The 18,678-nt window shown below is 72.0% G+C and carries 18 protein-coding genes; 12 read left to right on the top strand and 6 right to left on the bottom strand.

Annotated elements, in window-relative coordinates:
- The coding region (gene meaB, locus RZ84_RS31605; protein ID WP_241777958.1) for a methylmalonyl Co-A mutase-associated GTPase MeaB at positions 1-692 on the top strand (692 nt) is incomplete at its 5' end.
- A 197-nt stretch (positions 693-889) separates the two neighbouring features.
- On the opposite strand, the gene RZ84_RS31600 is transcribed toward meaB, so the two are convergent.
- On the bottom strand, positions 890-1,429 hold the full coding sequence (locus RZ84_RS31600; RefSeq protein ID WP_043267806.1) for an ATP-binding protein: 540 nt from the start codon (positions 1,427-1,429) through the stop codon (positions 890-892).
- Between the two features lie 213 nt (positions 1,430-1,642).
- Between RZ84_RS31600 and RZ84_RS31595 the strand changes: the two genes are divergently transcribed.
- Positions 1,643-1,885 (top strand): DUF397 domain-containing protein, encoded by a 243-nt coding sequence (locus tag RZ84_RS31595; protein WP_043267804.1) that lies wholly within the window; start codon positions 1,643-1,645, stop codon positions 1,883-1,885.
- Positions 1,886-2,007: 122 nt separating this feature from the next.
- Positions 2,008-2,916 (top strand): helix-turn-helix domain-containing protein, encoded by a 909-nt coding sequence (locus RZ84_RS31590; RefSeq protein ID WP_043267802.1) that lies wholly within the window; start codon positions 2,008-2,010, stop codon positions 2,914-2,916.
- A gap of 63 nt (positions 2,917-2,979) precedes the next feature.
- Here the strand turns inward: RZ84_RS31590 and RZ84_RS31585 are convergent, their stop codons facing one another.
- Positions 2,980-3,798: an SAM-dependent methyltransferase gene (locus RZ84_RS31585; RefSeq protein WP_043267800.1), complete on the bottom strand. Its 819-nt coding sequence runs from the start codon at positions 3,796-3,798 to the stop codon at positions 2,980-2,982.
- A gap of 318 nt (positions 3,799-4,116) precedes the next feature.
- Between RZ84_RS31585 and RZ84_RS31580 the strand changes: the two genes are divergently transcribed.
- Both RZ84_RS31580 and RZ84_RS31575 read left to right on the top strand, forming a co-directional pair.
- On the top strand, positions 4,117-4,860 hold the full coding sequence (locus RZ84_RS31580; protein ID WP_043267798.1) for an ABC transporter ATP-binding protein: 744 nt from the start codon (positions 4,117-4,119) through the stop codon (positions 4,858-4,860).
- Positions 4,861-4,869: 9 nt separating this feature from the next.
- Positions 4,870-5,760: a class I SAM-dependent methyltransferase gene (locus RZ84_RS31575; protein WP_043267796.1), complete on the top strand. Its 891-nt coding sequence runs from the start codon at positions 4,870-4,872 to the stop codon at positions 5,758-5,760.
- Between the two features lie 36 nt (positions 5,761-5,796).
- On the opposite strand, the gene RZ84_RS31570 is transcribed toward RZ84_RS31575, so the two are convergent.
- The gene (locus RZ84_RS31570) at positions 5,797-6,231 is read right to left on the bottom strand and encodes a DUF6314 family protein (RefSeq protein ID WP_043267795.1); all 435 of its coding nucleotides are present in this window, start codon (positions 6,229-6,231) and stop codon (positions 5,797-5,799) included.
- 251 nt (positions 6,232-6,482) lie between these two features.
- On the opposite strand from RZ84_RS31570, the gene RZ84_RS31565 reads away from it, so the two are divergent.
- Genes RZ84_RS31565 through RZ84_RS31555 form a run of 3 tightly spaced genes read left to right on the top strand, consistent with a single transcriptional unit; the run spans position 6,483 to position 11,140 of the window.
- A complete protein-coding gene (locus RZ84_RS31565) occupies positions 6,483-7,952 on the top strand; it encodes an aldehyde dehydrogenase family protein (RefSeq protein ID WP_043267794.1) in 1,470 nt (489 codons plus the stop codon).
- The gene (locus tag RZ84_RS31560) at positions 7,949-9,541 is read left to right on the top strand and encodes an APC family permease (protein WP_052230300.1); all 1,593 of its coding nucleotides are present in this window, start codon (positions 7,949-7,951) and stop codon (positions 9,539-9,541) included. The genes RZ84_RS31565 and RZ84_RS31560 overlap by 4 nt, the downstream gene beginning before the upstream one ends.
- Positions 9,542-9,568: 27 nt before the next feature.
- Positions 9,569-11,140, top strand: a complete 1,572-nt coding sequence (locus RZ84_RS31555) for a GMC family oxidoreductase (RefSeq protein WP_043267791.1) — start codon at positions 9,569-9,571, stop codon at positions 11,138-11,140.
- A gap of 216 nt (positions 11,141-11,356) precedes the next feature.
- Here the strand turns inward: RZ84_RS31555 and RZ84_RS31550 are convergent, their stop codons facing one another.
- Positions 11,357-12,502 (bottom strand): Nickel transporter NicT, encoded by a 1,146-nt coding sequence (locus RZ84_RS31550; protein WP_241777957.1) that lies wholly within the window; start codon positions 12,500-12,502, stop codon positions 11,357-11,359.
- A 154-nt stretch (positions 12,503-12,656) separates the two neighbouring features.
- Positions 12,657-13,187 (bottom strand): GtrA family protein, encoded by a 531-nt coding sequence (locus RZ84_RS31545; RefSeq protein WP_052230299.1) that lies wholly within the window; start codon positions 13,185-13,187, stop codon positions 12,657-12,659.
- Positions 13,188-13,303: 116 nt separating this feature from the next.
- Here RZ84_RS31545 and RZ84_RS31540 point away from each other — a divergent pair, with 116 nt between their 5' ends.
- The 4 genes from RZ84_RS31540 to RZ84_RS31525 all read left to right on the top strand — a co-directional run bounded on the left by RZ84_RS31540 (position 13,304) and on the right by RZ84_RS31525 (position 18,156).
- Positions 13,304-14,386 carry a mannose-1-phosphate guanylyltransferase gene (locus RZ84_RS31540; RefSeq protein ID WP_043267790.1) on the top strand — a complete coding sequence of 361 codons (1,083 nt, stop codon included), beginning with the start codon at positions 13,304-13,306 and terminating at the stop codon, positions 14,384-14,386.
- A 54-nt stretch (positions 14,387-14,440) separates the two neighbouring features.
- Positions 14,441-15,253 carry a polyprenol monophosphomannose synthase gene (locus RZ84_RS31535; protein ID WP_043267788.1) on the top strand — a complete coding sequence of 271 codons (813 nt, stop codon included), beginning with the start codon at positions 14,441-14,443 and terminating at the stop codon, positions 15,251-15,253.
- Positions 15,250-16,662, top strand: coding sequence for a hypothetical protein (locus RZ84_RS31530; protein ID WP_052230298.1), 1,413 nt, complete (start codon positions 15,250-15,252; stop codon positions 16,660-16,662). The genes RZ84_RS31535 and RZ84_RS31530 overlap by 4 nt, the downstream gene beginning before the upstream one ends.
- A 117-nt stretch (positions 16,663-16,779) precedes the next feature.
- The gene (locus RZ84_RS31525; protein WP_043267787.1) at positions 16,780-18,156 is read left to right on the top strand and encodes a phosphomannomutase/phosphoglucomutase; all 1,377 of its coding nucleotides are present in this window, start codon (positions 16,780-16,782) and stop codon (positions 18,154-18,156) included.
- Between the two features lie 12 nt (positions 18,157-18,168).
- Here RZ84_RS31525 and RZ84_RS31520 read toward each other — a convergent pair.
- Positions 18,169-18,678: GNAT family N-acetyltransferase (locus RZ84_RS31520; RefSeq protein WP_063772787.1), on the bottom strand; the 510-nt coding region annotated here is incomplete at its 5' end.

Raw genomic sequence — 18,678 nt, 5'->3', positions numbered from 1 at the left:
AGACCCGGATGGAGCGGCTGGCGACCGATCCCGCGGCGTTCGTCCGCCCCTCCCCGACGTCCGGCACGCTGGGCGGGGGGGCGCGGGCGACCCGCGAGTCGATGGTGGTGATGGAGGCCGCGGGCTACGACGTCGTCCTGGTGGAGACGGTCGGGGTCGGCCAGTCGGAGACCACCGTCGCCGACATGGTCGACACCTTCCTGCTGCTGACCCTGGCCCGCACCGGCGACCAGCTCCAGGGCATCAAGAAGGGCGTACTGGAACTGGCGGACCTGGTCTCCGTCAACAAGGCGGACGGTCCGCACGAGCGGGATGCCCGCTCCGCGGCCCGCGAACTGGCCGGTGCACTGCGGCTGTTGCAGCCCGCCGACGCGGCCTGGACCCCGCCGGTCCTCACCTGCAGTGCCCGCGAGGGCACCGGCCTGAAGGCGGTGTGGGAGCGGATCGAGCAGCACCGCACCCTGCTGGACTCCACCGGCGCGCTGGCCGAACGGCGCCGCGCACAGCAGGTCGACTGGACCTGGTCGATGGTCCGCGACCGGCTGATCGACCGCCTCCAGGACCACCCGGAGGTGCGCCGGCTGGGCCCCGGCATCGAACGGGCCGTCCGCGACGGCGAGATCACCCCGACCTTGGCGGCGGAACAGCTGCTGACGGCATTCGGACTCGCCGATCCCGGCACCGAACGGTGAACCACCCGTACGGGTCCTGCCCGCTCCCGCGGGAGTAGACAGGACCCGTACGCGCACCGAGCCGACTCACCGCCACAGAGATCGCGTTCCGGCAACCGTCGAGCGGCGCGAATGCCTCTGAACTGCGGTGTCCGAAGGGCGACTTCGCCCCCTCAGTGCGCCCGCACGCCCCCGCGTACCGGAACCGCGCCACCGCCTCAGCCGTGCGCCGACACCGTCGCCCACACCGTCTTGCCCGCGTGGTCCGGCGGCGTCCACCCCCAGGCGTCGCTGAGCAGGTCGACGAGGTGCAGCCCGCGTCCGGACTCGGCCAGCTCCTCCTGGGCCCGGAGGACGGGCGCTGCGGCACCGGCGTCCGACACCGCGCACAGCACACTGCGCTCCTGCCGGGTCAGCGCCAGCCAGGCATGGCAAAAAGGTTCGGTGTGAGGGTAGTTGGCGGTGCGTCGGGTGTGGTCGTCGGCGCCGTACCGCAGCGCGTTGGTGACGAGTTCGGAGACGATCAGGACCGCGTTCTCGGCGAGTCCGGGGCACATCCGCCAGCCCTGGAGCGTGGTCCGCGTGAACTGCCGGGCCTGCGCCACGGTGCACGCCGATCCGCTGAGCGCACAGGCCGCGAAGCCGTTCGCCCCGGGCATCCACCAGCCGTCGTGCGCCGCGCCGTTACTCGGCTCCGCTACCGGTACCGCTCCCTCCCGAAGGGCGTCGTGCTCGGGCTCTGCCGGATATGTGGTCATCACGATCTCCGCGAAGGGCGTACGGGGCTGGGCGCGCCGAAACGGTCTGGGCGGGACCGCTCCGGAGGGCTAATATCCTCGTCAACCGTCCCTCGCTGCAAGTGCATCTGCAATTACGTCGGCAAGGACGGTCGTCCAGGGACGGGATCACGCCACGGTGATCGCGCCCGCGGACCGGTACCGAGAGCACCATCCGGCAAGGGAGCAGCTCCGATGGAATCGATGACCAACGGCATGCCGGCTACCGGCATCGACGGTGCGGTCTGGCGCAAGAGCCGCCGCAGCAACCCCAGTGGCAACTGCGTTGAAGTGGCGCTTCTTCCCGACGGCGGGGTCGCGGTACGCAACTCGCGGCACCCCGCGGGCCCCGCGCTGATCTACACCCACGACGAGATGGCGGCCTTCGTCCAGGGCGCCAAGGACGGCGACTTCGACCATCTGATCGCCCGCGGCTGACCGCGGGGCGGCCGGCCACCGACGAGACTCAGGCATATGTCGACCGGATAGTCGGCGCAACTGTACGACCGCAACAGGCAATGGGACACTGGGCGTTCGCCCGACCACTCAGGGGAGTCAGCATGAGCGCCGCGCAGCCGAGCAGCGAACCGTCTCTGCGCCGCTATCTGGAACATCCGAGGGGCGGCCCGACCGTGCTGCGCATCGTGCTGGGCACCCAGCTGCGCAGGCTCCGGGAAGCCGCGGGCATCACCCGCGAGGCCGCCGGGGACCACATCCGCGCCTCCCACGCCAAGATCAGCCGGCTGGAACTGGGCCGGGTGGGCTGCAAGGAGCGCGATGTCGCCGATCTGCTGACGCTCTACGACGTCACGGACGCCGAGGCCCGCGCCGGTTTCCTCACCCTCGCCCGCCGTACCAGCACTCCCGGATGGTGGCACCAGTACAGCGATGTGCTGCCCAGCTGGTTCGAGACCCATATCGGTCTCGAAGAGGCCGCCTCGGTCATCCGCACCTACGAAGTCCAGTTCGTGCCGGGCCTGTTGCAGACCGCCGACTACGCCCGCGCCGTCTCCCGGCTGGGGCATCCCGGGGCCGGCCCCGAGGAGACCGAGCAGCGGGTGCGGCTGCGCCTGGAACGGCAGAAGCTGCTGACGGTCAAGGACGCGCCGCGGTTCTGGGCCGTCGTCGACGAGGCGTGCCTGCGGCGTCCGCTGGGCGGCGCGGAGGTGATGGCCGAACAGCTCAGACATCTGCTGACCGTCGCTCAACTACCCAATGTCACCCTCCAGATAGCCCCCTTCGCCCTCGGCGGCCTCGCCGCGGCGGGCGGTCCGATCACCATCCTCCGCTTCCTGGAGCCGGATCTCCCGGACATCGTCTATCTGGAGCAGCTGACCAGCGCGCTCTATCTCGACAAGCGCGACGACGTCGATCACTACCTGGCGGTGATGGACCGGCTCAGCGCACAGGCCGAATCACCGCGTGAGTCGCTGGCGGCACTCGACCGGCTGCTCGGGCAGTACAGCTGACGACGCCGCACGCAGGGGAGGCGACGGCCCCGCCTCCCCTGCGGCTCGCGCACCGTGCCGGGGCTACCGCTTCCGCGCCACCCCGCCGAACTCGATCCACTCCTTGGTGAGCTGCTTCGGGCCGACGTCCGAGGCGTCCGGCAGCCAGGTGGACACCTCCACCAGCCCCGGCTCCTGGATCTCCAGTCCGTCCAGGAACGCCCGCAGCTCGTGCTCCTGCCGCACCCGGCCCCAATTTCCGTGGGTGCTCACCCGCATGAACTCGGTGACGAAGTCCCGCGTCGCGGCGTCCTCGCTCACCAGCTGACACACCACCAGAAAGCTGCCCGGCACCAGCCGTTCGGCGACCCGCCGGACCAGCGCCGCCGGGTCGTCCGCGTCCGGGATGCAGTGCAGCACCGAGACGAACAGCGCGGCGACCGGCTCCTTGAGGTCGATCAGCCGCTCGACCTCCGGGTGGCCGAAGATGCCCTCGGTGTCCCGCATGTCGGCCTGGATGACGGCGGTGTTGTCGTTCTCCTCCAGCAGCGCCCGGCCATGCGCCAGCACGATCGGGTCGTTGTCGACGTACACCACACGGGAGTCGGGGTCGACCTGCTGGGCGACCTGGTGGACGTTGTCCTGGGTCGGCAGGCCGGATCCGTGGTCGAGGAACTGCCGGATGCCGTGCTCCCGAGCCAGCCAGCGGACCACCCGCCGCAGGAAGCGCCGGTTGTTGATCGCCAGCACCTGGGTGCTGGGCACGACCTTGCTCAGTTCCTCGCACGCCTCGCGGTCGACGGCGTAGTTGTCCTTGCCGCCGAGGTAGTAGTCATACATCCGTGCGACACTCGGGATGCTCACATCGACGGTGCCGGACTGCGGCTGGATATCTTGGCTCATTCCACACTCTTCCCGTCGGCTTGCGGTGCCGGTAACGGCACGACCACTCTGTGCGGCGTCCAACATACCCACCGCAACAGGGTTGTTGCGCTCGACAGCGGAATCCCGGTACGCGACACCGGCGGCGGGAGAGACCGCGGAGGCAGCGCCGCACCCCGGCCGTCCCAGCCCGCCCGGCCACCCCCAGCCCCCTTCGCCCGGAACGCCCCGTTTTCTCATCGACCTCTCACTCTCCGCTCATCACCCCGTCACACCCCGCCCCTACGGTGACACCAGGTCCGCGGCCCACAGCCCCGCGGACCTGGAGGAGCGTGCACCATGTACCACCTGACCGGCGTGACCAAGTGCTACCGCGACGGCGGCGACGTGGTGCGGGCGCTGGACGGCATCGGGCTCTACGTCGAGGACGGCGGCACCCTCGTCCTCCAAGGGCCGTCCGGCGGGGGCAAGTCGACGCTGCTGCGGATCCTGGCGGGGCTGGAGCGCCCCACCCGCGGCAGCGTCGAGCTCGACGGCACGGATCTGGCCACGGTCACCGAGTCCCGGCTCGCCCGGATCCGCGCCGAGTCCATCGGCCTGCTCGGCCCCGGCCCCGACGCCGGGCTGGCACCGGGCCTCACCGCCCGTCAGAACGTGGCCGGCGCCCTCGTCCCCCTGCGGCTGCATCCCGCGGACCGCTGGGAACTGGCCGGCGACGCGCTGGACGAGGTCGGGCTGCCGGGCCACAAGGACTTCCTGCCGGGCGAGTTGGACGACCAGGCGCGGCGCCGTACCGCGCTGGCGCGAGCCCTGGTCAAGCGGCCCACCGCGCTGCTGGCGGACCGGCCGACCGCCGGGCTGTCCGCCGCCGCGCGCGATGAATTCACCGGACTGCTGGCCCGGCTGTGGAGCGAGCGGCGGCTCACCTGCGTCATCGCCACCGACGACGACGCCCTGGCCCGGCGCGCGCCCCGGCGCGTGACGCTCGCCCGGGGGACGCTGACCGCCGGCGGCAGCGCCGACCCGCAGGGGGTCCGGGGCGCCGGTCCCGCGCCCTGGTGTGCGAGCCGTGGCGCCCGGTAGAAGAGGGGTATGACCACAGAGCAGAGCGAGCCCCCGACCACGGCTCACCCGGCCCCGGCGCCCCGCTCCCCCAGTACCGACGAGATGCTGCGCGCCAACCAGGCCAACTGGGACGCCCGTACGCCCGTCCACGTGGCCAGCGCGTTCTACGGCCTGGACGGCTCGCGGACCGCCGAGGACTGGTTCGCGCCGTTCGAGTGGACGGACCTCGGTGAGCTGGCCGGGCGCGATGTGCTGCATCTCCAGTGCCATCTGGGGACCGAGACGGCGGCCTTCGCCGACCGGGGCGCGCGGGCGGTCGGGCTCGACATCTCCGCCGAGGCGGTCGCCCAGGCCCGTCGGCTGGCCGGCGAGGCGGGCCGGGACATGGAGTTCGTCCGGGCGGATGTGCACCGGGCGGTCGAGGCGCTCGGGGACCGCCGGTTCGATGTGATCTACACCGGCAAGGGCGCGCTGTGCTACCTCCCCGATGTCACCGTCTGGGCGGGCATCGTCGCCGAACTGCTGCGGCCGGGCGGGACGTTCTACCTGGTGGAGTTCCATCCGCTGCTGGACTCGCTGGGCCCGACGCCGCACCCGGACGAGGACGGCCGCCACCTCGTCCTCCGCCACGACTACCTGTCCGGCCGGGGCGCGATCCGGAGCGACTCCCCCGCCACGTACACCGATGGCCCGCCGCTGCGGGGCGCCACGACGAGCTACTCCTGGCGGCACGGCGTCGGCGAGGTCGTCTCGGCGGTGGTGGAGGCCGGGCTGACGGTCCGCCGGATCCGCGAGACCGAGCTGCTGCCCTGGCCGCGCTTCCCGTCGATGGTGCCGACCGACAACGGCTGGTGGCGGCTGCCGCCGTCCGAGCCGATCATTCCGCTGCTGTACGCCCTGAAGGCGGTGAAGCCGTAGCCGGCGGGGGTCGGGGCCTGTCCGACGGGTCAGGCTCTAGGAGGCGCGCCGGTACACCGACCGCAGCAGCTGGTCCTTGGCCGGGCCGCCGACCCGCCATTCCAGGTCCCAGCGGTCGGCGCCGACCGCGGTGAAGGTCCCCGCGTAGTGGTCCTCGGCGCAGGGGTGGCCGGCGGTCCAGCGGCCGGTCCGCAGATCCAGGTCGTGGAAGGGGCGGCCGTCGGCGAAGGTGACGGCGGCGGTGCCGTCCGGCCGGGGCAGCAGCCGCAGCGTGCGGGTGGCCGGGTGCACCGCCCCGCCCCAGGCCAGTTCGCCCTGCTCGACGTGCAGCAGGGCACCGCCGGTACCGTCCGGGCGGAAGTCGGCGGTGCCCCGGAAGCTGCCCTCGGCGCCGGACCGCAGGTCGTACACGGCGCGCTCGATGTGCCAGCGGCCGGCCAGATAGGCGGCGGCGTCGGGAACCGGATGCATCCCGCCATTGTCCCGGAGGCCCGCACCGTCACCCCAACGGCCCCGACCCGCCCCGCGCGCCTCAGGGGCTGTCCGACGGGTCAGGGCCGGGTCCGCGGCGTCTGCCACGGCCTGTCCGCCCCCGGCCCATCGGACAGCCCCTACCCCCGGCCCCGCGCGCCGTGCGGTCCTCCGGCGCCCGACTTACGCTCGGTACCGAGATCGCTACCGCTATGCATCCGCCCGCCCGGAAACCGAGACCGGAGGCCCCCATGCCGGAGCTGTTCATCGACGGTCAGTGGACCGCAGCGGCCGACGGGCAGGTGCGGGAGATCCGCTGCCCCGCGGACGGCCGGCTGGTCGCGACCGTCGACGAGGGCGGGCCGAAGGACGTGGCGGCGGCGATCACCGCCGCCCGGTTCGCGTTCGACGACGGGCCCTGGCCGCGTACGCCGGCCGCCGAGCGGGGCCGCATCGTCCTGCGGGTCGCCGAACTTCTGGCGCGCGACAAGGACACGCTGGCCCGCGCCGAGTCCCTGGACACCGGGAAGCGGCTGGTGGAGAGCGCGTACGACATGGACGACATCGCCAACTGCTTCCGGTACTTCGGCAATCTCGGCGCGGCCGGCGGTACCGACCGGGTCGTCGACACCGGCAGCGCGGAGACCGACAGCTCGGTGCGGCACGAGCCGGTCGGGGTCTGCGCGCTGATCACGCCGTGGAACTACCCGCTGCTGCAGACCGCCTGGAAGGTCGCCCCGGCCCTGGTCACCGGCAACACGTTCGTCCTCAAGCCGAGCGAGCTGACCCCGCACACCGCGATCCATCTGATGCGGCTGCTGGCGGAGGCGGGGGTGCCGGACGGGGTGGCCAACCTGGTGCTGGGCACCGGCCCGATCGTGGGCGCGCCGCTGACCGAGGACCCCCGGGTGGACATGGTGTCGTTCACCGGCGGGCTGCTCACCGGCCGCCGGATCATGGCCGCCGCCGCACCCACCGTCAAGAAGATCGCGCTCGAACTGGGCGGCAAGAACCCCAACATCGTCTTCGCGGACGCCGACTTCGACACCGCGGTCGACTACGCCCTGATGGCGGTCTTCCTGCATTCCGGGCAGGTCTGCTCGGCGGGGGCCCGGCTGCTGGTCCAGGACCAGCTGCACGACAAGTTCGTCGGGGAGGTGGTGGGGCGGGCCCAGCGGATCCGGCTGGGCGGGCCGTTCGACGAGCAGGCCCGTACCGGTCCGCTGATCTCCGCGGCGCACCGGGCGAAGGTCGAGGCGTATGTGGCGGCCGGGATCGAGGAGGGCGCGGTGCTGCGCTGCGGCGGCAAGGCGCCGGACGACCCGGAGCTGGCGGACGGCTTCTACTACCTGCCGACGGTGCTGGACGAGTGCACCCCGGACATGTCGGTGGTGCGCGACGAGTCGTTCGGGCCGGTGCTGACCGTGGAACGCTTCCGGGACGAGGACGAGGCGGTGTCGCTCGCCAACGACACGGTGTACGGGCTGGCCGGGGCGGTGTGGACGCAGGACAGCGAGCGCGCGCACCGGGTCGCCACCCGGCTGCGGGCGGGCACCGTGTGGATCAACGACTTCCATCCGTACGTCCCGCAGGCCGAGTGGGGCGGGATGAAGCAGTCCGGCATCGGGCGCGAGCTGGGGCCGGCCGGGCTGGCGGAGTATCAGGAGGCCAAGCACATCTGGCGCAACACGGCCCCGCGCCCGCAGAGGTGGTTCGAGTGACCGACGCCGGCTCCGAATCCGACTCCGCGCCCGGTTCCGTAGAGCCGGAGGCCGGCGCGGACGGTGCGCCGGACGACGGTTCCCACGAAGACGGCGCGCTCGCCGAACTCGGCTACAAGCCCGAACTCAAGCGCACCCTCGGCAACTTCCACACCTTCGCCGCCGGCATCAGCTACATCTCGATCCTCACCGGCACCTTCCAGCTGTTCTACTTCGGCGTCAGCCACGGCGGACCGGCGTACTGGTGGTCCTGGCCGATGGTCTTCGCGGGCCAGCTGATGGTGGCGCTGTGCTTCTGCGAGCTGGCCGCCCGCTATCCGGTGGCCGGGTCGATCTACAACTGGGCCAAGCAGCTGGGCGGTCCGCATGTGGGCTGGCTGGGCGGCTGGATGATGCTGACCGCCTCGATGGTCTCGCTGGCCGCGGTGGCGCTGGCGTATCAGGTGACGCTGCCGCAGATCTCGTCGTGGTTCCAGTTCATCGGCAACGGCACCGGGCAGACCGACGCGGCGGCCAACGCGGTGCTGCTCGGCGGGGTGCTGATCACCTTCACCACGCTGGTCAACGCGTTCGGCGTGAAGCTGATGGCGCGCATCAACTCGGCGGGGGTGGCCATCGAGTTGATCGCCGCCATCGTGCTGATCCTGCTGCTCGCCGCGCACATCACCCGCGGGCCGGTCGCGCTGACCGAGACCTTCGGCCTGGGCCGCGGCGAGAGCCTGGGCTACTTCGGCGCGTTCCTGACCGCCTCGCTGGCCTCCGCGTACGTGATGTACGGCTTCGACACGGCGTCGTCGCTCGGCGAGGAGTCCAAGGACCCGGCCCGCAACGCGCCCCGCGCGATCCTGCGGGCGCTGCTCGCCTCGTGCCTCATCGGCGGGCTGATCCTGCTCTTCGCCCTGCTGTCGGTCCCAGACCTGCACTCCAAACAGCTGTCGGCGGACGGGCTCCAGTACGTCGTGCTCGCCACCCTGGGATCGACCGTCGGGCAGCTGGTGCTGTGGTGTGTGGTCATCGCGATCACCGTCTGCGAACTGGCGGTGCACACCGCGGGCATCCGGCTCGCCTTCGCGATGGCCCGCGACAACAACCTCCCGGCGTCCTCCCTGCTCGCCCGGGTGAGCCCGCGCTTCCAGACGCCGGTGCTGCCGGCGATCCTCATGGGCCTGGTCGGGGTCTGCATCCTGCTCATCAACGTCAACCAGCCGCAGATCTTCTCGGTGATCACCAGCATCGCGATCATCATGATCTATCTGGCGTATCTGCTGGTCACGCTGCCGATGCTGGTGCAGCGGCTGCGCGGCCGGTGGACGCCGGGGCCCGGCCGGTTCTCGCTCGGCAGGTTCGGGCTGCCGGTGAACGTCCTCGCCGTCCTCTGGGGCCTGGGGATGTCCCTCAACCTCGCCTGGCCGCGCGCCGCGGTCTACAACGCGACCGGCCCGCAGCACTGGTATCTGCGCTGGGGCGCCTTCCTGTTCATCGGCATCGTGGCGCTCGGCGGCTTCACCTACTACTGGTTCGTCCAGCGCCACCGCACCGGCGTCCTCGCCGCCCACGCCGCCGGCGCCGGCGGCGATACCACCCCCTGACCCTCCCTCTGACCTGGAGACGGCACGATGGACCGAGAAGCCCCGGTGGACCAGCTCGACTCGTTCGACTACGTCGTGGTCGGCGGCGGCACGGCCGGCGCCGTCGTCGCGGCCCGGCTCAGCGAGGACCCGTCGGTCACCGTGTGCCTGCTGGAGGCCGGGCCCTCCGATGTCGGCGACGAGAACATCCTGCGGCTGGACCGCTGGATGGCGCTCCTGGAATCCGGCTACGACTGGGACTACCCCGTCGAGCCGCAGGAGAACGGCAACAGCTTCATGCGGCACGCCCGCGCCCGGGTGCTGGGCGGATGCTCCTCGCACAACTCCTGCATCGCCTTTTGGCCCCCCGCCGAGGACCTCGACGAGTGGGCCGCCAGGGGCTGCACGGGCTGGAGCGCGGACGACTGCTTCCCGCTGTTCCAGCGCCTGGAGACCAACGACGCCCCCGGCAGCCACCACGGCCGCAGCGGCCCGGTCACCCTGCGCACCGTCCCGGCCAAGGACCCCTGCGGGGTCGCCCTGCTGGAGGCATGTGCGGCGGCGGGCATCCCCACCACCCCCTTCAACACCGGCAGGACCGTCCTCCGTGGAGCCAACTGGTTCCAGATCAACTGCCGCCCCGACGGCACCCGTTCGTCCGCCTCGGTCTCCTACCTCCACCCGGTCATGGGCACCCGCCGCAACCTCGACGTGCGCACCGGAGTCCAGGCCAAGCGACTGCGCTTCGACTCCGCGCGGCACTGCACCGGAGTGGACTACCTCTCGCCCGACCTGATCCACACCCGCACGGTCGGCGCCCGCCGCGAGGTCGTCGTCTCCTGCGGCGCGATCGACTCCCCCAAGCTGCTGATGCTCTCCGGCATCGGACCGGCCGACCACCTCCGCGCCACCGGCATCGAGCCGCTGGTCGACTCCCCGGGCGTCGGCGCCAACCTCCAGGACCACCCCGAGGGCGTCATCATGTGGGACGCCCGGCAGCCGATGGTCGACTCCTCCACGCAGTGGTGGGAGATCGGCATCTTCTACGACACCGAGCCCGGCCTGGACCGCCCCGACCTGATGTTCCACTACGGGTCGGTGCCCTTCGACATGAACACCTACCGCCGCGGCTACCCCACCTCGGAGAACGCGTTCTGCCTCACCCCGAACGTCACCCGCGCCCGCTCCCGCGGCACCGTCCGGCTGCGCACCCGCGACTTCCGCGACAAGCCGAAGGTCGACCCCCGCTACTTCACCGACGAGCACGACATCCGCGTGATGACCTACGGCCTCCGGCTGGCCCGCGACATCATCTCCCAGCCCCCGATGGCCGACTGGGCCGGTACCGAACTCGCCCCGGGCCCCGCCGCGCGCACCGACGACGACCTGCTGGACTACATCCGCACCACCCACAACACCGTCTACCACCCGGCCTGTACGGTCCAGATGGGCGCCCCGGGCGATCCGGACGCCCCGCTGGACCCGCAGCTGCGCGTCAAGGGCGTCACCGGTCTGCGGGTGGCGGACGGCTCGGCGATGCCGCTGCTGACGACCACCAACCCGTGCATCACGACGATGATGATCGGCGAGAAGTGCGCCGACCTGATCCGCGGCGAATGACCCCGAATCCCCGTCCCGCGGCCGAGTTCCCCCGGTTCCCACCCGGTCCGCGGCATCGCCCCCCAGGCCGACCCGCTTCACCCCGCACCGCAACCGCCGCGACGGCTTCCCCCCACCAGCGTGCCCGGCCGGGCACGCGGCGACTCCGGCAACAACCCACCGCCGCCGAGCAGTCGGCGGCGGCGAGCACCCGGCGGCGGGACGGCCGGACGTCGGTCAGTCGGCCCGCTCCGCCGCCGGCCGGACCTGCGCGGACCACTTCTCCTCGATGCGGCCGAACTTCCAGACGGCGAGCGCGATCACCCAGGTGGCGAAGAAGACGCCCACGATGGCGAAGCCGATGACGTTCAGATCCAGGCCGGCGATCCAGTCCCAGAAGAAGCCGTGCAGCCCGAGCTTGTCGGCGAGCAGACCCAGGAGTTCGACGGTGCCGATGATCAGTGCCACCGCGACCGACAGACCGGTGATGGTGAGGTTGTAGTAGACCTTCCGGACCGGCTTGGAGAAGGCCCAACCGTAGGCGAAGTTCATGAACGAGCCGTCGATGGTGTCCAGCAGGCTCATGCCCGCCGCGAACAGCACCGGCAGGCACAGAATCGCGTACCACGGCAGTCCGGAGGCCGCACCGGAGCCGGCGAGCACCAGCAGCGCGATCTCGGTGGCGGTGTCGAAGCCGAGCCCGAAGAGCAGCCCCAGCGGGTACATCTGCCACGGCTTGGTGATCGACTTCATCACCCGGCCCAGCAGCCGGTTCATGAACCCCCGGTTGTTGAGCTGCTCCTCCAGCGCCGCCTCGTCGAAGTCACCGGCCCGCATCCGCCGGAAGACCCCCCAAATACCCACCAGGATCACGATGTTGATCGCGGCGATCACATAGAGGAAGACCCCGGAGACGGTGGTGCCGATCAACCCCGTCACCGCGTGCAGCTGGGAGTTGTCGTCCTTCACCGGGCCGGCCAGCGCCTTGATGCCCAGCGAGAGCAGCAGGGCCAGCGCGAACACCACGCTGGAATGCCCCAGCGAGAACCAGAAGCCGACCGACAACGGCCGCTTCCCCTCGTGCATCAGCTTCCGCGTGGTGTTGTCGATGGCGGCGATGTGATCGGCGTCGAACGCGTGCCGCATGCCCAGCGTGTAGGCGGTGACACCGATGCCCACCCCGAAGCTCTTGGTGCCCAGGCTGTAGTGCTGCGGCGCCACGATCGCCACCAGTGTGAACCAGCCGATCACATGCAGCGCGAGAATGAACCCGGCCATCCCCGCCATCCGGCCCCACTCGGCCCGGCTCATCGAGCGGGCGATCCGCTGCCGGCGCGAGGGCGGCGCCGTACTGACCGGCGTGAGGGAGGGGGACGTCGTCATGTGCGGCGCTGCTCTTTCCAGGCTGTCCCGGCCTCCGCCGGGAGATACGTGTACGCCCCTACATTCCTGCGGGTCACTTTTAGTTGCAACCAATTCGCAGTAAAGCCCGCGGCCGATCCGGATCACGGGGCGGCGGCGCGCGCCCTCGCGCGACTCAGCGCACCGGCTGATCCGCGTCCCGCCGGCGCGCGGCGGGCGGCCCGGCCGAATCGACCGGCTCGGTCGACACCGCCGGAGCGGGCTCCGGCAGCCGGAAGACCAGGGTGCGGTAGCTCCAGAAGCGGAACAGGGTGGCGACACCGATGCCGAGGAACTTGATGACGTTGCTCTGCAGCGGGCCGTTCCAGCCGAGGCCGTAGGTCGCCGCGAAGAGCACGCCGTTCTCGATGACCAGACCCACCGCACTGAAGACCGCGAAGAGCGTCAACTCCCGGGCACGACCGCCCCGTTGGCGGTCGCGATAGGTGAAGTAGCGCAGCCCCACGTAGTTGAAGGCGATCGCCACGACCGTGGCGACGACGCTGCAGCGGACCACCGCGAGACCGGTCGCCGCGCGGCACAGGTTGAACACGCCCAGGTTGACCAGCACCCCGAGCCCGCCCACCGCACCGAACTTCACGAGTTCGCCGATCAGGCGGCGCAGCCGTACGCCGGCACGGCCGGGAACAGAACCAGTGGGACTCATATGGCCTTACTCCGGGTGAAACGGCCATTTGCCGCACTTGATCCGTTTGATGTAAACATACTGCAAAGAAGTTTAAAAGCTGTGCGATGTTAACTTATCTCGACAAGGAGTGGCGAGTGACGGAAGCGGTGCTGCTCGTAGGCGGCCGGGGGACGCGCCTGCGACCGCTGACGGTGAACACCCCCAAGCCGATGGTCCCGGCGGCCGGTGTGCCATTCCTGGCGCATCAGCTCGCCCGGCTCAAGGAGGCCGGGGTGGACCATGTGGTGCTCGCCACGTCGTATCTGGCCGAGGTGTTCGAGCCCTACTTCGGCGACGGCACGGCGCTCGGGATGCGGCTGACCTACATCACCGAGGACGAGCCGCTCGGCACCGGCGGCGCGATCCGCTCCGCCGCCGACGCCCTGGAGTCGGGCCCGTCGGACCCGGTGCTCGTCCTGAACGGCGACATCCTCACCGGCCTCGACATCGCCGACCTGGTGCGCCGGCACCGCGCGGCCGGGGCGGCCGTCACCCTGCACCTGACCCGGGTCGAGGACCCGCGCGCCTTCGGGCTCGTACCGACCGACGCCACCGGCCGGGTGCTCGCCTTCACCGAGAAGCCGACCGGCCCGGACGAGATCGTCACCGACCAGGTCAACGCCGGCTGCTACGTCTTCCGCCGGGACGTCATCGACGCGATCCCGGCCGGCCGCGCGGTCTCGGTGGAGCGGGAGACCTTCCCCGGTCTGCTGGCCGACGGTGCCCACCTGCTGGGCGTCGTCGACCGCACCTACTGGCTGGACCTGGGCCGGCCCGACGCCTTCGTCCAGGCGTCCGCGGACCTCGTCCGCGGTGTGGTGCCCTCATCCGCCCTGCCCGGTACGCCCGGTGAGTACCTGGTGCTGCCCGGGGCCAGGGTCGCCGAGGGCGCCAAGCTCGGCGGCGGCACCGTCGTCGGCGCGGGCGCCGAGGTGGCCGCGGACGCCGTCGTCGAGGGCTCGGTCCTGCTCGCCGGCGCGCGCGTCGCGGAGGGCGCCTGGATCGGCCGGAGCCTCCTCGGCGCGGGCGCCCGGATCGGCCCGCGCACCGTCGTCGACGGTGCCGTGGTCGGCGACGGCGCGGTGGTCGGCGCCGGCAACGAACTGCGCGGCGGCGTGCGGGTGTGGTGCGACACCCGCCTCCCGGACGTCTCCGTGCGCTTCTCCTCCGACTGCTGATCCCGGCCCGCACGCCGCAGCACCCTTCCCGTACCCAACGAAAGCAACGAGCACGTGCCCGCTTCGCCCCCCACCGCCCCGGCCGTCCGGTCCCCCGCCCCGCTCCCCGACGACTGGGCCGGTACCGCCCTGACCGTCGTGATGCCGACCTACAACGAGGCCGAGAACCTGCCCCGTATCGCCCACGACCTGATGGACCTCGGCCTCCCGGGCCTGCGCCTGCTGGTCGTCGACGACAACAGCCCCGACGGCACCGGCCGGGTCGCCGAGCGGCTCGCCGAGCAGTACCCGGGGCGGATCGGCGTACTGCACCGCACCGCCAAGGAGGGCCTGGGCAAGGCTTATGCGGCCGGCATGCACCAGGCGGTGGCGGACGGCGCCGCCTATGTGCTCCAGATGGACGCCGACGGCAGCCACCCCGTCGAGTACGTGCCGCAGCTGCTGGGCGGCGCGCTGTCCACCGGCGCGGCCCTCGTGGTCGGCAGCAGGTATGTGTGCGGCGGTCGGCTCGCCCCGGAGTGGGGTCTGCACCGCAGACTGCTCTCCCGCTGGGCGAACCGCTACGTCAGCGGCGTGCTGCGGACCGGACTGCGGGACGCCACCGCCGGCTTCGTGCTGTGGCGCGCCGACGCGGTCCGCGCCGCCCGCCTCGACCGGGTCCGCTCCAGCGGCTACAGCTTCCAGGTCGAGCTCAAGTACCAGGCGGTCGGCGCCGGATTCACCGCCCTGGAGATCCCCATCCACTTCGAGGAGCGCCGGATCGGCGCCTCGAAGATGTCGGCCGCCGTCCAGATCGAGTCCGCGATCATGCCCTGGCGGATCCGGCTCGCGTCGATACGTACGCCGCGGAGCGGGGCCGGCCGGTGAGTGTCGACACCGAGCACGTCCCGAGCTGGGTCGCGGACGCCCCCGCCCCCTCACCGGACCGGCCCTCCGCCGGCCGGCGCTCCCGGCACCGCCGCGGGGGCCGCAGGCGGCCCGCCCTCGCGCTGCCCGGCCTGGTGGCCGTGGTGTTCGTGGTGCTGCACGTCTTCGCGTTCCCGGCCTCGCTCTTCTCCAACGACTCCTACCGCTACGCCCGCCAGGCGTACGAGTACCTCGGCGACAGCCGGCCCGAGGCGCAGCACAAGGCGCTGGTGGCGTACTGCAAGGACGAGGCGAACCGCCGGTACCGCGGCCAGCTCCTGGACGAGATGAAGTTCCGGCAGCCGCACGACCCCCAGGGCCACCAGCGCTGCATGAAGTCCGCCGAGGCCGACGGGCTGAAGCCCAACGACCCGCGCTACGAGCGGATCTTCGAGACCCGGCCGCTCTACCCGCTGATCGCGGCGCCCTTCGTCGGTCTCATGGGGGCCAAGTCCGGGCTGAGCGCGGTCTCCCTGATCTTCACCACCGCCGGCGGCTTCTTCCTGCTGGCCGCGCTGCGCCGGATCGGGCTCTCCCCCGGGCTCGCGCTGCTCGGCCAGATCCTCTACTACGCGACGCCGCTGGCCACTTGGGGCACCCTGCCGCTGGCCGAGGGACCGCTGCTCGCGATGCTGGCGTCGATGCTGTACGGGGCCGTGTGCCTGCTCCAGGGCCGGGTCCGTACGGGCGCGGTGGTGTACGCGGCGTCGCTGGCGGTGTCGGCGGGCGTGAAGTACTCCAGCGCGCAGATGGTGGCCGTCACGATGACGGCGGCGGCTGCCGCGATGCTGGTCTGGGTACGCCGCACCCGGCACCGGGGCACCTGGTGGCTGTTCGGCCTGTCGGCCGGCACGGCGGCCGTGGTCGCGGTGACCGGCAAGCTGCTGAAGCTGCCCGGCACCTCGGCCACCCTCCAGGACACCTTCAGCAAGCACTGGACCAGGCCCGAAGTCGCCACCCCCTGGCACGACCTGCTCCACCTCAACCACAACTTCTGGTGGCAGTGGGCCCAGCACCAGGCCCTCGCGCCGGTACTCGTCCTCCCGCTCGCACTGGCCCTGTGGGGACTGTGGCGGCGCTCCGTCCCGCTGGCCCTGACGGTCGCCGGACTCGGTGTCACGGGCATCGCCACGGTCGTCGCCCACCCCGTCACCTTCCAGGCGGAGCGCCTGTACGCGGCGGTCTGGCTGATCGTCGCCGCCGGGATACCGGTGCTGGTGGACGAGGTCATCCGGCGCGCGGTCCACCGGCGCTGCGGCGGCCCCGGCCACCTGCCCGGACACCCGCCGGCCGGACCGCTCGAAGCGTCCGGGGCCCCCGCCGGCACCGCCGGCCTCCGGGATTCCGCACCGCCGCCGAGGGTGCCGTAGGCGTTCTCCACCGCTGCCCTGACGCATGGTCAGGGCAGCCGGAGGCCGCCCGCCCGCACCCCTGCACCGCTACCTTCCCCACCCACCCCTCCCCGAAAGACAGGCGACGCACCGCTCATGCCCGACTACTCCCGCCTCGTGAAGGCGTACGACATCCGGGGCGAGGTCCCCTCGCAGCTGAACACCGGCATCGCCGCGAAGGCCGGCGCCCTGTTCGTCCGCCTGACCGGCGCCGACCGGATCGTCATCGCCCGGGACATGCGCGCCACCTCGCCCGCGCTGGCGGCGGCGTTCGCGGCCGGCGCCAACGCCGCCGGGGCCGATGTGATCGACGCGGGGCTCGGCTCCACCGACTACCTCTACTACTGCTCGGGCAGCCTGGACCTGCCCGGCGTCATGATCACCGCCAGCCACAACCCGGCCCGGGACAACGGCATCAAGCTCTGCCGGGCGGGCGCCGCCCCGATCGGCGAGGACACCGGACTCGCCGAGATCCGCGCCTGGCTGGAGCACGACGACATCCCGGCCCCGGCGCCGGTCCCCGGCACCACCGTCCGCCGCGACCTGCTCGCCCAGTACGCCGCGCACCTGAACTCCCTGGTCGACCTCGGCGGCATCCGGCGCCTGAAGGTCGCGGCGGACGCGGGCAACGGCATGGCCGGGCACACCGTCCCCGCCGTGTTCGCCGGCCTGCCCCTCGACCTGGTACCGCTCTACTTCGAGCTGGACGGCACCTTCCCGCACCACGAGGCCAACCCTCTGGACCCGGCGAACCTGCGCGACCTCCAGGACCTGGTCAGGCGGTCCGGCGCGGACATCGGGCTGGCCTTCGACGGCGACGCCGACCGGTGCTTCTTCATCGACGAGACCGGTGAGCCCGTCTCCCCCTCGGCGATCGTCGGCCTGGTCGCGGCCCGTGAACTGGCCCGGAACCCCGGCTCGGCGATCATCCACAACGTCATCACCTCGGCCGCCGCCGTGGAGATCATCCGGGAGCACGGCGGCACCCCCGTCCGCTCCCGGGTCGGCCACTCCTTCATGAAGGCGCAGATGGCCGAGCACCAGGCGGTGTTCGGCGGCGAGCACTCCGGCCACTACTACTTCCGCGACTTCTGGCGGGCCGACACCGGCATGCTCACCGCCCTGCACGTCCTCGCCGCCCTCGGCGAACAGGACCGCCCGCTGTCCGAACTCGTCGCCGGCTACTCCCGCTACGCGGCCTCCGGCGAGATCAACTCGCGGGTCACCGACATCGCCGGCACCCTGGACGCGGTCGAGGCCGCCTACCGCGACCGCGACGGGATCACCACGGACCGGCTGGACGGGCTCACCGTCGCCTTCGCCGACGGCCGCTGGTTCAACCTCCGCCCCTCCAACACGGAACCGCTGCTGCGCCTCAACGTCGAGGCGCCCGACGGGAGTTCGCTGGCGCCGCTGCGCGACGAGGTGCTGGACGTGATCCGCCGCCCCGCCGCGGAGCCGGCCGCCGGCTGACCGTCCGGCGCGTCAGATGTCACCCTGCACCAGGGCGTGCAGATGCTCGTCGTGCCAGCCGTCCGCGTGCAACAGCGCGCTGCGCATGGTGCCTTCGAGGGCGAACCCGGCCTTGACCGCCACCCGGCAGGAGGCCGGGTTCGCCGTCGAGTGGCACAGCCGCAACCGGTGCAACCCGAGGTCGTTCAGCGCCCAGTGGCTCACCCGGCGGACGGCCTCGACCACCACACCGGCGCCGCGCGCCGCCGGCAGCACCCAGTAGAAGATCTCGGCGCTGCCGCCCTGAAGGTCGATATCGCCCCAGCCGACCAACCCCACCGCCTCGCCGCCCGGTCGCGCGACGGCCCAGATCGCGCTCAGCTCCTCCCGCCAGCGCCGGCGCATGCCCGCGATCCGCTCGCACGCGTCGTCCGTCGTCTCCACGACCAGCCGGTTCCACCGCCGGATCGCCGGATCCTGGCCGGCCGCGACCAGCACACCGGCGTCGGAGAATCGCCACGGACGCAGCTCCAGGCCGCCCGG

Origin of the sequence: Streptomyces sp. CT34 (assembly GCF_000805335.1) — a bacterium.
Lineage (GTDB): Bacteria > Actinomycetota > Actinomycetes > Streptomycetales > Streptomycetaceae > Streptomyces.
The sequence above is the reverse complement of the archived record's forward strand: the minus strand, read 5'-3'. Positions and strand labels throughout refer to the sequence as shown.

Bases quoted from the DNA above. Each gene is read 5' to 3' on its own strand.
- RZ84_RS31600 (WP_043267806.1), bottom strand. From the start codon at position 1,429: ATGACCACATATCCGGCAGAGCCCGAGCACGACGCCCTTCGGGAGGGA.
- RZ84_RS31595 (WP_043267804.1), top strand. From the start codon at position 1,643: ATGGAATCGATGACCAACGGCATGCCGGCTACCGGCATCGACGGTGCG.
- RZ84_RS31590 (WP_043267802.1), top strand. From the start codon at position 2,008: ATGAGCGCCGCGCAGCCGAGCAGCGAACCGTCTCTGCGCCGCTATCTG.
- RZ84_RS31585 (WP_043267800.1), bottom strand. From the start codon at position 3,798: ATGAGCCAAGATATCCAGCCGCAGTCCGGCACCGTCGATGTGAGCATC.
- RZ84_RS31580 (WP_043267798.1), top strand. From the start codon at position 4,117: ATGTACCACCTGACCGGCGTGACCAAGTGCTACCGCGACGGCGGCGAC.
- RZ84_RS31575 (WP_043267796.1), top strand. From the start codon at position 4,870: ATGACCACAGAGCAGAGCGAGCCCCCGACCACGGCTCACCCGGCCCCG.
- RZ84_RS31570 (WP_043267795.1), bottom strand. From the start codon at position 6,231: ATGCATCCGGTTCCCGACGCCGCCGCCTATCTGGCCGGCCGCTGGCAC.
- RZ84_RS31565 (WP_043267794.1), top strand. From the start codon at position 6,483: ATGCCGGAGCTGTTCATCGACGGTCAGTGGACCGCAGCGGCCGACGGG.
- RZ84_RS31555 (WP_043267791.1), top strand. From the start codon at position 9,569: ATGGACCGAGAAGCCCCGGTGGACCAGCTCGACTCGTTCGACTACGTC.
- RZ84_RS31550 (WP_241777957.1), bottom strand. From the start codon at position 12,502: ATGACGACGTCCCCCTCCCTCACGCCGGTCAGTACGGCGCCGCCCTCG.
- RZ84_RS31545 (WP_052230299.1), bottom strand. From the start codon at position 13,187: ATGAGTCCCACTGGTTCTGTTCCCGGCCGTGCCGGCGTACGGCTGCGC.
- RZ84_RS31525 (WP_043267787.1), top strand. From the start codon at position 16,780: ATGCCCGACTACTCCCGCCTCGTGAAGGCGTACGACATCCGGGGCGAG.